We start from the raw sequence: 12,891 nt of genomic DNA, 5'->3' as shown, positions 1-12,891 counted from the left end.
TGGTGGGAGTTCAAGAGCTTCCGGGTCATGCTGGCAATCATGATTCCGCTCTTTATTACAGAGGTACTGTGCAAGGTAATTATGGTGCAGTTGAACCTTGGTATCAAAGTAGCCACTTTGCCGGTAATTGCGCTGGGCGTTGGAATTGGGGTGGATTACGGTATTTATATCTACAACCGCCTCGAAAGTTTCCTGGCCAAAGGCCTGAACTTCAAGGATGCCTATTTTGAAACCTTGCGTTCCACGGGTGTTGCAGTTGCCTTAACCGCCGTTACGCTGGCCTTGGGTGTGTTTACGTGGGCCTTCTCTGCCATCAAGTTCCAGGCAGACATGGGCTTATTGCTCGCATTCATGTTCTTGTGGAACATGGTGGGTGCAGTGATTCTGATCCCCGCGCTGGTTCGACTGTTCGCGTTTGGTGCGGTGAAGAAAAGGTTTGGTCCTTCCGTGGAAGCACCCGGCCAATAATCAGTGTTGTCACGAACTCTGGGGCGGCCAAGGCCGCCCTTTTTTTATGCCTTTCGGTTTGTGGTAATCTCCTCGCATCACTGATTACTTTCACTGTTCAACCATGCAGTTTCCAGCGCTTCCTGCCATTCCCCATCCATTGCAGTTCAAGTCAGTCACGTTTACTGCGCTCAAGCCCGGACCAAAATTGATTGTGTTGGGGGCTGTGCACGGTAACGAGGTGTCGGGCAGCAAGGCCATTCTCAAAATGATTCAAGAATTTGAGGCAGGTGAACGTGTTTTGGTGAAAGGGCAGGTCACTTTTGTGCCGATTACCAACCCACTCGCATATAACCGCAAGCAGCGTAATGGTGACCGCAATCTCAACAGAAACCTGACTCCCACTGACAGCCCAGTTGATTTCGAAGACCATGTAGCAAATTGGTTGTGCCCCCTTTTGGCTTCGCACGATGTGCTCTTGGATATCCACAGTTTCCAAAAAGGCGATGTACCTTTTGCTCTGTTCGGTCCTAAAAACAACAACAGTGTTCTGGAGTCTTTTGAACACGAGAATGCTGAACGTGGCCTGGCATTGCGCTTGGGTGTTTCCAGGTTCGTAGATGGTTGGCTGGATACCTATGCCAAAGGCGTTGCGAACCGTGTGGCCTATCTGAAGGCGACTGGCCAGTCAGGCGAAGGCTTAAATACCGACCCGCGTTATGGTATGGGCACCACAGAATGTATGCGCTCAAGTGGTGGATATGCCGTGACCTTGGAGTGTGGGCAGCATGATGATCCCTCAGGACCTGATGTGGCCTACGTCGCCATTTCGAACACTCTGTGCCATCTGGAGTTGATTGACGGGCCGTCAGTGCTTCCAGTAACCGAGTATCAACACCTGAGTTTGGTCGAAGTCAACGACAAGCAACATTTTGACGACCAGTTTGTTCGTGCCTGGTCAAGCTTTGATCCAATACGCAAAGGAGAGTTGATTGGCATTCGCCAGAGCGGGGAGGAAGTGAGGGCAAGCAGGGATGGTTTTATTGTTTTTCCAAATACATTGTCACAAGCTGGTCAGGAATGGTTTTATGTGGCTGTGGCCAATGCGTAACCCCTAAGAGGGGGAAAGTAAGTAATTTTTCCTAATAAAACGCATCAAATGCCTACAAACAAGTGATTGAAATATATCACTTTCCGGATTGAGTCTTTGGTTCACTTTTGTTTCAATGAAAGCTCGTGTCAGGGCGTGAAAAAACAATGAGTGGTATTCAAAGTCAAGTTTCAGATCAAACCAACCAATCGATTGCTATTCTGGGCGGTGTGACTGCGCAGTCCTATGGCGCGGTGAGTTTGAACGCCTTGCCGATTGTCCCTGATTCCCAGAATGCTGATGTTGGCTCGCCTTTTGCCAATGTGACTGATACAAGTATCCGAAGTGACAGTGCGACGATTTCGCAGACCCCGGAAAAGTTTTTCGTAGACACCTCCGCTTCTTTTGCAAATGTGCGAACTGCTGCCTCCAATCTTCCAGAGGATTTGAGCGAGTCGCCCGATGGTTTTATTGAATCCAACATCGAGAATCCGGATTTGATGTCACGTTTCGAAAGCTCGGCGCTGGAGGATGAGGTTCTGCCCAATGTTCAACAAACTGTGGTTCCGGGTTCGACTTTGAATGCAGAGGACCCACTTGATGTGATTGAGCCTGGTGGTTCGGTGTTTTCCCTGCTCGATTTTATTGAGCAGGCGATTGCGCAGGCTGAAGCGTCCCAGCAGGAGTTCGGCGACACATTTGACGGTAGTCGTCAGGGTGAGTTTCGCGAGTTGCTGGTAGACACTGGCATGGCTCTCGGGTCTGAGATTCGAGATTTTTTACAAGAGAACGTTGCAGGCGTGGGTCGTGAGCTGTTGTCAGACTCGATTGATGCAACGGGTGTTGAATTACTCGGTTCAACCGCCGAACCTTTGTTGGCCATTGATTACTATGCCAAGTCGGCGGAAGTGTTGAACGGTTTGATGGAAGCCGTGGGGCAGCCGATTGGTTCAATTTCTTTGCCTCAATTGGGCCCCTTGCTCGCAGATCCCAGAGAGGAATTGTCAGCTTATCTCGGCTAGGCAGGCAGTATCTTTAAAGGCCTAAAAGACTGCTTTTATCCCCCTTCCTAAGGATTTGACTCGTGATGACTTGGTTCAGAATAAAGACTGAACCACGTCAACGGCTAATCCAGTCATGAACTACAATCACGAACAGTCCCCAGGCGAATCATCCACCGAGATGATCGAGATTTTGCTTTTCTCTCTGGGTGGACCGGAAACTTTCGGTCTGAATGTATTCAAGATTCGGGAAGTCACTGAGCTGTCGCTAGTCACCCAGATTCCCGGCCAGCAAGGCGCCATGAATGGCGTGATTTCACTGAGGGGGCAGGTACTACCTGTTGTCTCGCTTGGAGATGCCATTGGCATGTCCAATGGCGAGCCTAACTCCAAAATGATTATTTCTGAATTTGCTTCTCGCTCTGTGGCTTTTGCCGTAACCGATGTTGACAAAATTATTCGAGTGCCCTGGTCAGATGTGAAACCTCCGCAAAAGTATGATTCAGAGGAGGGATCTGTGTTCGGCGTAGTGATGCTCGAGGATGGCAGCCTTGTTTCTCTGGTGGATATTGAGAGCGTATGCCACCGCGTGTTGCCCGAAAAGGATGCGACACCTGTCAGTACGGGCTTTGAATTGAATAAGGCTGGACCGGTGTTCTTTGTAGATGACTCGATTGTGGCACGCCGAAAAATCAGTGAAGTGTTAGACACCATGGGTTTGAAACACAGCCATGCGGTCAATGGTGTTGAGGCCGAACAGAAGTTGTTGGCGATTGCTTCCAGTGCGAATCAGAATGCAGAAGATTTGGAAGAGCGGGTTTCTTTGGTGTTGGTAGATGAAGAAATGCCAATCATGGATGGGTGCACATTGACCAGAAAACTGAAAAGCGATCCAAGATTCAAGAATATTCCAATCATCATGTACTCATCATTGACCTCTGAAGAGAACGCTCGACGAGGCATTGAAGCCGGGGTAAACATTTACGTTAAAAAGTTTGATTCGACCTCACTTTCCAACGCCATCGGTCAGCTTTTGGCGCACGCCTGATCCAAGCTATTTTTAAAGCGTTACACTTCGCTCATTCGATGTGAGTGTTTTTTGGGTGCAAGTGTCATGTTTGAATTAATCGCCAATGACCTTCGGTCGAAAGGTTACAGCATTCAGAAAGATGCACTGCCGCCTCGTTTGATTTCGGAACTTTTGAACGTATTTGCTTCGATACCTTCTGAGGCGTTGAAACAGGCCGGGATTGGACGGGCCAATGACCTACAAGCCAACCACGAAATTCGGCGCGATGAAATTGCGTGGATTGAAAGCACGCAAGGGGGTGCTGCGGCGCAGTGGCTTGAATTCAGTGCGCAGTTGCAGCAACACCTGAATCGCAGCTTGATGCTGGGCTTGTTTTCTTTTGAGTCACATTTTGCGCATTACGCCCCAGGAGCTTTCTACAAAACTCATCTAGACGCGTTTAAGGGACAGGCAAACCGGATATTGTCGGTCGTGCTGTATTTGAACCCTGAATGGGGTCCAGAAGATGGTGGTGAGATGATTCTGTATTGCGACCGTGGGACAGGTACCATTCTGGAAACTGTGAAGCCGCAGGGGGGCACCCTGGCTGTTTTCCTCAGTGAGGATTTTCCGCATGAAGTGCGTCCAGCCAAGCGCCATCGCTACAGTATCGCAGGTTGGTATCGAGTCAATATGTCGAACACACTGCGTGTTGACCCTCCTGCTTGAAGCGCCCGACACCGAGGGGTCACCAGCGTAATAGTTTGGGCCCCAGAACGGCACCTAACACACCGCACAACGCTATCCCCAAGGTGTACCAGACTGCGATAAAGGGTGCAGCGGGTTCCGTACACGCCAATGCATAAACCAAAGCGGCCACAGCACCAGAGAACAGCCCACAAGCTGCGCCAGAGTAAACCAGCTTGGTAGGCGCGAATCCTCGCATGGCCCAAAAGGAGCCTGCCATCACTGGAAGTGACAGTGCCAGTATGGCCCAAGGGCAGACCAGCCAGGAATGCCCCAAGAGAGCCGATGCCCTTTCAGAAACAGGCGTGCCCAAGTACGACAGTATCCCTGCCATTAGCATGATCGACACTACACCAACCACTGCAGAAGTCGCTTGTTTGCCAGATGCACCTGGTCTACCCAGACGAGCAAACAGCCAACCAGCCGAGATTGCCAAGGCGCTGGCATAGCCAATTTTTATCCAAGGGCCTGACTCAGAAAACATCTCACTCGGTATCAGCCCAAGAATGCCCAACACGATAGCCGCGGCAATAAGGCCTCCGGCCACAGCTGCAGGCACCAAGCGACTCATTACAGATACTTTAGGAGCTGGACCAGCCTGGTTGGCAATCATGGTAATCAGATCGTCTGTCTTCATATTTCACTCCTGACCAAAGCTGTCAGTTGTTTCAATCCCCGATGCACTTGCACCTTCAAAGCCGCCACTGATATACCACTGCGCTCAGAGGCCTCAATCATCGACAGACCTTCAATTTTGGTCAGTAGGATGGCCTGTCTTTGCAATGCCGGCAGTTGTTCAAGCAGTACTGCCAAATCGCGTTTCGAAGGCAGTTCCTCTTGCGTGAACGGATGTTGATCCTCGGTCAACTCATCAAGAGAATCATTAAAATTGTCTCGTCGACCGCGTCTACGCCACAAATCCACCAACTTGTGCCTTGCAATCGCAAACACCCAACTACTCACGGTCAATGTCTCGTCATAAGTGCCTCGTTGAATGTGTAAAGCCAACAAGGTCTCTTGTACCAAATCTTCCACCTCGTCAGGCAAGGCCTGAAGCCTGCGCCCGTAAAAACGTCGCAGGCGCTGGGCAATCTTGGACAGCGCTTCCCGGTAAGCAGCGTTATCCCCACTTTGCGCGCGTATCCACAGGGGTTTGAGCGACAGCTCAAAGTCATCCTGAGGGGGTGCAGAATTGGATTCGCTGGGAGAAGTCATTCGGTTACAAAGACATGCTTTTAATTGTTTCCAGACACTACCACACTTCAATTGCGGCTTGCAGGCTGCGGGGTGACCAAGAACGCCTACTATAATGGGGTTCGTATCACACACTCGCCAGCATTGGGGGAACAACATGTTGCAATCGATTAAAACCCGCGCCGCGGTAGCCTGGGGACCAGGCCAGCCACTATCAGTCGAGGAGGTAGATTTGATGCCTCCTCAAAAGGGCGAAGTTCTTGTTCGCATAGTTGCCACAGGGGTCTGCCATACAGATGCATACACCTTGTCAGGGGATGATCCTGAAGGAATTTTCCCGGCAATTCTTGGTCATGAAGGGGCCGGAATCGTTGAAGCTGTTGGAGAAGGCGTGACAAGTCTTCAGGTGGGTGATCACGTGATCCCGCTGTATACCGCAGAATGCAGGGTTTGCAAATTTTGCACCTCTGGTAAAACCAATCTGTGTCAAGCCATTCGAGCCACGCAAGGCAAAGGTTTGATGCCCGATGGCACCACTCGTTTTTCCAAGGACGGCAAACCGATCTATCACTACATGGGTACTTCGACTTTTGCGGAGCACACTGTCGTCCCGGAAATTTCACTTGCAAAAATTGATCCAAAGGCGCCACTTGAAAAGGTGTGCTTGCTGGGTTGCGGGGTCACCACGGGTATCGGGGCTGTGCACAACACTGCCAAGGTCAAGGCTGGCGACACTGTAGCGATTTTTGGATTGGGTGGAATTGGTTTGGCAGCGATTATCGGTGCTGTGCAGGCCAAAGCCAGCCGAATCATTGCAATTGACATCAATTCGGACAAGTTCGAAATTGCCAAGAAATTGGGTGCGACTGATTTTGTGAATCCCAAGGACTACAGTAAACCGATACAGGAAGTGATTGTAGAAATGACCGATGGTGGTGTCGACTTCTCATTCGAGTGCATCGGCAATGTCAATGTGATGCGATCTGCCCTGGAGTGCTGTCACAAGGGGTGGGGTGAATCCGTCATTATCGGCGTCGCGGGCGCTGGGCAGGAAATTTCCACCCGTCCTTTCCAACTGGTTACGGGCCGGGTTTGGCGTGGTAGCGCTTTTGGTGGCGTGAAAGGCCGCACCGAACTTCCAGGTTACGTGAACCGTTTTATGAATGATGAAATTGATCTGGATACTTTTATCACTCATACCATGCCTTTGGAACGCATCAATGAGGCCTTCGATTTGATGCACGAGGGCAAATCCATTCGCACGGTGATCCATTTCTGATATGAAACTACTCAGTAGTATTCAATGTTTCGGTGGTCTGCAAAACCAGTATGAACACCAGTCCCACACACTGAACTGCACCATGCAGTTCAGTGTATATTTGCCGCCTCAAGCCCAGGCGGGGCAAAGGGTACCTGTGGTCTATTGGTTATCTGGATTGACCTGTACTGATCAAAACTTTGCTACCAAGGCAGGTGCCCAGCGAGTTGCGGCTGAGTTGGGCATTGCTGTGGTCATGCCTGACACCAGCCCCCGTGGCGAAGATGTACCGGATGATGCCGACAAGGCCTACGATTTTGGATTGGGTGCCGGCTTCTATGTCGATGCGACCGAGGTACCTTGGCACGCACACTACAAAATGTACAGCTATGTTGTTGATGAGTTACCGACCCTGATTGAAGAACACTTACCCGTCAGTCGGCTGAAGTCAGTGTTCGGCCATTCGATGGGCGGGCATGGCGCGCTCACGATTGCATTGAATAATCCGGATCGCTATGAGTCTGTTAGTGCTTTCTCCCCCATCGTGAGTCCAATGCAGTGCCCGTGGGGGCAAAAAGCGTTGACGCTCTATCTTGGCGAAAACCCGGTTGCGTGGCAACGCCATGATACTGTGGCCTTGATTCGCGCAGGCGCCGAACAACTGCCTATGCTGATTGATCAGGGATTGGCAGACAACTTTCTGGCTTCTCAATTGAAAACTGAATTGTTGGAGGCTGCATTAAAGGAAACAGGCTATCAAGCCGAAGTTCGTTATCAGGCGGGGTACGACCACAGCTATTACTTTATTGCGACCTTCATTGAAGATCACCTGCGTTTTCATGCGCGGTATCTGAAATAAGCCCGTCGCGCGTTGTTGAAACCATATAAAAACAGGATGAGATTCAGATGAGCAAATCACTGAGGTTGTCGGAAAAATGGTTTCGTCGCGGTCTGTGGCTTGTTGCAGTGGTTTTTGCATGGTTCTTGATCGGTTTGGGCGGCACGCTCGTGGGCGATCTACCCCAAATTGAGCAAACTCAAACGCTCGAAGATTTCATGGATCCTATCGAACTGAAGGCAGTTCGCGAGCAGATCCGAAAGACGGAACTGAATGAGCGTGAGGTCAGTGATGCTCTGGAGCAGTCGAGGCTGAAACACAGTGCTGCCGAAGCGGACACCGATTCCGAACGCGAGAAGTTTATGGCATGGGTGGCAACCCGTAAAGCCACCGCGCTGCCTGAACAGGACAAAGAACTGATTGCAAGAACCGAGCGCGTTGACAATTTACAGGCCCTGGAACGAGTGGCCTTGGCTCAGTTGGAAATGCAGCAGAAGCTGCTGCTGGATGCACAGCAGGCAAACCGGAAGGCTCAATCACGTTTGAACGAACTGGAGCGTGCCGCGCAGGGTGAATTTACTCAGGCTATTCAAAGCCAGGAACTGCGCGTTTTCGCTTATCGCCTCGCGTTGACCTTACCCCTCCTGTTGGTGGCAGGCTGGCTGTATAAAACCAAACGTCAAAGTACGTATTGGCCGTTTGTGTGGGGTTTTATTTATTTTGCCTTGTTTGTATTTTTTGTAGAACTGGTACCTTATTTACCCAGCTACGGCGGTTACATTCGTTACCTTGTTGGCATCCTGATCACGGTGCTGGTAGGGCGTCAGGCCATTCTCGCCTTGAACCGCTATCTGGAGCAGCAGCGATTGGCCGAAGCTCAGCCGGAAACAAAGCGACGTGAGGTTCTGGATTACGACACCGCGCTGTCGCGTTTGCTCAAAGGGATTTGCCCTGGCTGTGAACGAGCAGTCGATCTCAAAGATCCAAGTATTGATTTTTGCCCACATTGTGGAATCGGTCTTCATGACAAGTGCACCGCCTGTCATTCTCGCAAAAGCACCTTTTCGAAGTACTGTCATACCTGTGGAACTTGCGCGCGTTTGCCAGAGCTCCCCGAGCAGTCGGCACAGTCTTAGTCTGGGGCAGGGTATTTCAGCGCGTTTTTGATCAGTTTCTTTTGGGCTGCGTCAATGGGGTCAATGTGTAGCTGGTTACAAATTTGTAGCAAATAAAGTAGCACGTCTGCAACCTCGTCTTTGATTTCGTCGAGCTTGTGAGTCTCGACGTTTCGAGATTCTTCTTCGGTTAGCCATTGAAAGTGTTCAAGCAATTCGGCCACTTCGACCGACAATGCCATGCTGAGATTCTTTGGAGAATGGAATTTTTCCCAATGTCGCGCATTGGAAAATTCGATCAATTGTTGTTGAAGTTTTTTGAGGCTGTCTGTGCTCATGCCCTGAGAGTATCAAAAAAAACGCCAGCTTTTGGCTGGCGTTTTTCATTTATGCGGCAAGTGATGGGTAATCAATGTAGCCCTCTGGTCCTGGCGCGTAATAAGTTTGCGGATTGCCCTGTGCCAAGGGGGCGTTCAGTTTCAGGCGTTGCACCAGATCTGGGTTGGCAATATATGCCCGGCCAAAAGAAACCGCGTCGGCCCAGCCCGTTTCCAAAGCGTTGATCGCCATTTCACGGGTGTAACCGTTGTTCACGATGTAAGTGCCTTTGAATGTTTTACGGGCCCATGCATAATCGAAACCCGGCACGTTGCGGTCACCGCCAGTCGAGCCTTCAATCATGTGAATGAAACCGATTCCTCGATGGTTCAGTTGTTCAATCAGGTAGCCAAATACCGCTTGAGGGTTGCTGTCGCTCAAATCGTTGAATGGCGTTACTGGTGAAAGCCGAATGCCAACTTTGTCTGCACCAATTTCAGCAATCACTGCATCGACCACTTCGAGGGCAAATCGAGCACGGTTTTCAAAAGAGCCACCGTATTGATCGGTACGTTTGTTGGCGCCGTCACGCAAAAACTGGTCAATCAAATAACCATTTGCGCCGTGAATTTCCACGCCATCAAAGCCAGCCTTGATAGCGTTGGCCGCACCTTGGCGATACTCGTTCACGACCACTTTGATTTCCTCTGCGGTCAGTTCATGAGGCACCGGCACGTCCACTTTTCCATTGTGGGTGTAGGCAACCACATTGGGTTTGATGGCAGACGGGGCAATTGGATCCAATCCACCAGTCAGGTCAGGGTGTGTGATACGGCCAACATGCCAAATCTGGGCAATAATCTTGCTGCCTGCCGCGTGCACGGCCTCGGTAATCGCCTTCCAGCCCTGTACTTGTGCTTCAGAATATATTCCGGGAGTCGCCATATAGCCTTTCCCGGCGGGCGAAACCTGTGTTCCTTCGCTGATGATCAAGCCTGCATTGGCTCGTTGCCGGTAGTATTCAATGTTCATGTCGCTGCCGGGAATGTCGCCGGATGCTTCGTCTGATCGACAACGGGTTAATGGGGCCATGACCACCCGGTTCTTCACCTCGATACCGCCGATTTTTCCAGGCTGAAACAGTGTCAAATCATCCACGTTGGCAATCTGTTCATTCACATGTGGTGTGGGTGCATTCATTCGCTGGTACTCCTCTTGTGTTGCAGTGCAATGTCGCCCATTATGCGCATTCAAAGTTCACAGATCTACGGAACAGTTGTTATAGTATTTATTCCTCAGGGGAATATACAAAGGAATCAAACCTTGGACCGCTTAAAGTTGATGGAAACATTCGTCCGGGTGGTGGAAACAGGCAACTTCTCGGCGGTGGCCCGGCAGGCCCACACAACTCAGTCAGCGATTAGCAAACAGGTACAGGCTTTGGAGGCTGATGTTGGTGCCTTGTTACTGGTTCGATCCACTCGAAGCCATTCATTGACAGAGGCGGGACGTCTCTACTATCAACGATGCCGGCAGGTGCTTGATACTCTGGAAGAGGCTCGCAGTGAAGTGCATCGCGCTGAACACGAGGTCAGCGGCCTGCTGAGAGTGGCTGCACCTGTTGCTTTTGGGCGAATTCATATCGTGCCCCGACTCGCCGCATTCTATGAGAGATATCCAAGAATGCGTATTGATCTGCAACTGGACGATAGTTTTGTTGATTTGGTTGCAGCAGGCATTGACGTGGCCTTTCGTGTGGGAGAACTAAAGGACAGTCGCCTGATTGCAAGACGTATCGGTTCTGTGGCCAGAGCGGTCATCGTATCGGCTGACTACCTGACGCGGCATGGCACTCCACAAAAACCTGATGATTTAAGTGAGCACAATTGCCTGCTTTACACCGGTATTGACAATTTCAATGAATGGACTTTTTACGGCAGCAAAGACAACGCTATTAACGTGCGCGTGGGCAGTAACTTTCAATCAAATAGTTCCGAGGCGATTCGCCAGGGGGTTCTCGAGGGCTTGGGTATCTGTTACTCGCCCACCTGGATTTATGGTCGCGACATTCGTGAGGGCAGTGTCAAAACTATATTGAACGAGTTCAAGCCCAGTACCTTGCCACTGAATGTCGTGTATCAACCTGAGCGTCGCCCGTCTATCAAGATCAGTAGTTTTGTGAATTTTTTTACAGAGGCGTTTAACCAAGATCCTGATTTGTCTGCAGTGATTCGTTCCTATAAAGCTTGAGTAGACCTTCCAAGGCCAGTAAACCGAGCGCAAGCCAAATGGCAATGTAAGTAGGCCATTCTTGCTTGGCGATTGACTCGCCGATCAAGAATGCAACAATCACCAAAAGCACCGGCTCGACGTAGCCCAGCAAGCCAAACAGACTGAATGGCAACATTCGACTCGACAGAATGTAAGCAATCAAGGCAGAGGCGCTTAACACGCCCAACAAGACAATCAGTAAAGGTAGCTGAAGTTGTAAGCCCGTCATTTGATCCAGGCCATCGCCGCTCAGAGCGAAATAAATGGCAAGCGGTGACATCAGTAGCATGTCAAACCATAAGCCGCCCAAGTGATCTATTTTGAATTTGGATCGCAGCACGAAATAATAGGGATAACCCAAGCACACCAAAAGAGAAGTCCAAGCGAATCCCCCCGCTTGAATCACTGCGTTTGTGACGCCAAGTAGTGCTAACAGGACTGCCAGTTTTTGCAGTTGACTCAGTTTGTCTTTGTAATACAGACGACCAATCAATACCATCACCAAGGGCATCATGAAGTAGCCAAGCGAAACATTCATGGCATGCCCGTGCAAAGGCGCCCAAAGGAACAACCACAGCTGTATACCCAAAAGCAGGGACGATGCCGGCAAGGCCAGATAAAGCTTCCACTCGGTTTTAAGGCGCAGCACAATTGATTTGATCAAACCCCAGTCATTGGTAAAGATCAAGAACAGCGTCATCACAGGCAGGGTCAGCAACATTCTCCAGCCGTAAATTTCCTCTCCATTCAATGGTTCAAGCAGGGTGGTGTAGTAGTACATGGTGCCGAACAGCACCGAAGCCAAAATGGAGAGAAAAATGCCTTTTTGCATGATTTCTTGGGCTGATACCCATCAGGTGTGGCGAAAAGTAAACAATTGTGAAACCAAACGATAACCAGAATTCTTGTTTTGTCTAGTTCGCAAAATAGACATTTGAGTGGCTTTTTGCGCTGCAGCAATTGTATGCCGAAATTGTTAAAAAAAGGAATTTGTACAAATTAGCATTGTCGGAATAATCGATTGTTCAAAGTCAAGAAATTGGCCGCAAATCGACATTACATTTTCTGGATCTAAATTGCCATATTCATTAATATTCGCTGGTCCAAAAACACAGACAATCACAGCAATAGTTTTTGGCGATCAACCAGGTACGCTCGGGTGAGCGTTGTTTGTTGGCAAGGAAACCTTGCATTGCAGTGCGCATTCATTGGTCCGGAGACCAGTGTCTGACAAGCTGAACAGGTGTGTTGGATCATGAAAATCTATGTGTGTTTGTTGGTGTTACTCAGTGTAGTTGTTGCATTGTTGCTTCGACTTCTGGATCTCAGTTGGCCATTGTCCCTCATCGGAGGCTTGTTGGCCTTCAGCGGGTCCACAATTTTGCTCTTGGGATGCAGTGTTCAGCGTTTGCTCTCCGATCAAGGTGAAAACGCCGCGGGCAAAAACTTCTTTAGCCTGATTCTGAAAGGCAAGTCTTCAAAATCTGAATGATTTTTTGCGGGTAAGGCCATATTGACCGAGTGTTAAATATGTGCAATTTTCTCGAGGTGTACTTTGATGGTGCTGCATTTTCTCAATTGCAGTTACGTCGAGTGCTCGCTT

The 12,891-nt window shown here is 49.9% G+C and carries 15 protein-coding genes; 10 read left to right on the top strand and 5 right to left on the bottom strand.

The features are described 5' to 3' along the window. The 5 genes from A0129_RS02815 to A0129_RS02795 all read left to right on the top strand — a co-directional run. Positions 1–468: MMPL family transporter (locus tag A0129_RS02815; RefSeq protein WP_291712225.1), on the top strand; the 468-nt coding region annotated here is incomplete at its 5' end. Between the two features lie 103 nt (positions 469–571). After that, complete coding sequence (locus tag A0129_RS02810; RefSeq protein WP_291712223.1) at positions 572–1,558, top strand: succinylglutamate desuccinylase/aspartoacylase family protein; 987 nt, start codon at positions 572–574, stop codon at positions 1,556–1,558. Positions 1,559–1,704: 146 nt separating this feature from the next. Then, positions 1,705–2,559, top strand: a complete 855-nt coding sequence (locus A0129_RS02805; RefSeq protein WP_291712222.1) for a hypothetical protein — start codon at positions 1,705–1,707, stop codon at positions 2,557–2,559. Positions 2,560–2,674: 115 nt separating this feature from the next. Continuing rightward, positions 2,675–3,586: a chemotaxis protein gene (locus A0129_RS02800; RefSeq protein WP_291712219.1), complete on the top strand. Its 912-nt coding sequence runs from the start codon at positions 2,675–2,677 to the stop codon at positions 3,584–3,586. Between the two features lie 66 nt (positions 3,587–3,652). Continuing rightward, a complete protein-coding gene (locus A0129_RS02795; protein ID WP_291712217.1) occupies positions 3,653–4,276 on the top strand; it encodes a 2OG-Fe(II) oxygenase in 624 nt (207 codons plus the stop codon). A 19-nt stretch (positions 4,277–4,295) separates the two neighbouring features. Here A0129_RS02795 and A0129_RS02790 read toward each other — a convergent pair whose 3' ends face one another. Continuing rightward, positions 4,296–4,931, bottom strand: coding sequence for a DUF1109 domain-containing protein (locus A0129_RS02790; RefSeq protein WP_291712215.1), 636 nt, complete (start codon positions 4,929–4,931; stop codon positions 4,296–4,298). Further along, the gene (locus A0129_RS02785; RefSeq protein ID WP_291712213.1) at positions 4,928–5,509 is read right to left on the bottom strand and encodes a sigma-70 family RNA polymerase sigma factor; all 582 of its coding nucleotides are present in this window, start codon (positions 5,507–5,509) and stop codon (positions 4,928–4,930) included. Before A0129_RS02785 ends, A0129_RS02790 begins: the two co-directional genes overlap by 4 nt. Positions 5,510–5,657: 148 nt before the next feature. Here A0129_RS02785 and A0129_RS02780 point away from each other — a divergent pair, with 148 nt between their 5' ends. From A0129_RS02780 to A0129_RS02770, 3 genes are read left to right on the top strand one after another with little or no spacing between them, the layout of a single operon-like run. Next, positions 5,658–6,767 carry an S-(hydroxymethyl)glutathione dehydrogenase/class III alcohol dehydrogenase gene (locus tag A0129_RS02780; RefSeq protein ID WP_291712234.1) on the top strand — a complete coding sequence of 370 codons (1,110 nt, stop codon included), beginning with the start codon at positions 5,658–5,660 and terminating at the stop codon, positions 6,765–6,767. 1 nt (position 6,768) lies between these two features. Beyond that, positions 6,769–7,605 carry an S-formylglutathione hydrolase gene (gene fghA, locus A0129_RS02775; protein WP_291712212.1) on the top strand — a complete coding sequence of 279 codons (837 nt, stop codon included), beginning with the start codon at positions 6,769–6,771 and terminating at the stop codon, positions 7,603–7,605. 47 nt (positions 7,606–7,652) lie between these two features. Further along, complete coding sequence (locus A0129_RS02770; protein WP_291712210.1) at positions 7,653–8,720, top strand: zinc ribbon domain-containing protein; 1,068 nt, start codon at positions 7,653–7,655, stop codon at positions 8,718–8,720. On the opposite strand, the gene A0129_RS02765 is transcribed toward A0129_RS02770, so the two are convergent. After that, complete coding sequence (locus A0129_RS02765) at positions 8,717–9,037, bottom strand: nucleotide pyrophosphohydrolase (protein WP_291712208.1); 321 nt, start codon at positions 9,035–9,037, stop codon at positions 8,717–8,719. The genes A0129_RS02770 and A0129_RS02765 overlap by 4 nt on opposite strands. A gap of 49 nt (positions 9,038–9,086) precedes the next feature. Continuing rightward, on the bottom strand, positions 9,087–10,217 hold the full coding sequence (locus A0129_RS02760) for an alkene reductase (RefSeq protein ID WP_291712206.1): 1,131 nt from the start codon (positions 10,215–10,217) through the stop codon (positions 9,087–9,089). A gap of 123 nt (positions 10,218–10,340) precedes the next feature. Between A0129_RS02760 and A0129_RS02755 the strand changes: the two genes are divergently transcribed. Then, positions 10,341–11,267 (top strand): LysR family transcriptional regulator, encoded by a 927-nt coding sequence (locus A0129_RS02755; RefSeq protein WP_291712204.1) that lies wholly within the window; start codon positions 10,341–10,343, stop codon positions 11,265–11,267. Here the strand turns inward: A0129_RS02755 and rarD are convergent. Beyond that, positions 11,218–12,120 (bottom strand): EamA family transporter RarD, encoded by a 903-nt coding sequence (gene rarD, locus A0129_RS02750; RefSeq protein ID WP_291712202.1) that lies wholly within the window; start codon positions 12,118–12,120, stop codon positions 11,218–11,220. The genes A0129_RS02755 and rarD overlap by 50 nt on opposite strands. A 423-nt stretch (positions 12,121–12,543) precedes the next feature. Here rarD and A0129_RS02745 point away from each other — a divergent pair, with 423 nt between their 5' ends. Then, positions 12,544–12,780 carry a hypothetical protein gene (locus A0129_RS02745; RefSeq protein WP_291712200.1) on the top strand — a complete coding sequence of 79 codons (237 nt, stop codon included), beginning with the start codon at positions 12,544–12,546 and terminating at the stop codon, positions 12,778–12,780. The last annotated feature ends 111 nt before the right edge of the window (positions 12,781–12,891 follow it).

Origin of the sequence: Limnobacter sp. CACIAM 66H1, from assembly GCF_001601825.1 — a bacterium.
In the GTDB taxonomy this organism is placed as follows: Bacteria; Pseudomonadota; Gammaproteobacteria; order Burkholderiales; family Burkholderiaceae_B; genus Limnobacter.
This window is presented reverse-complemented; position numbering and strand designations above follow the sequence as displayed.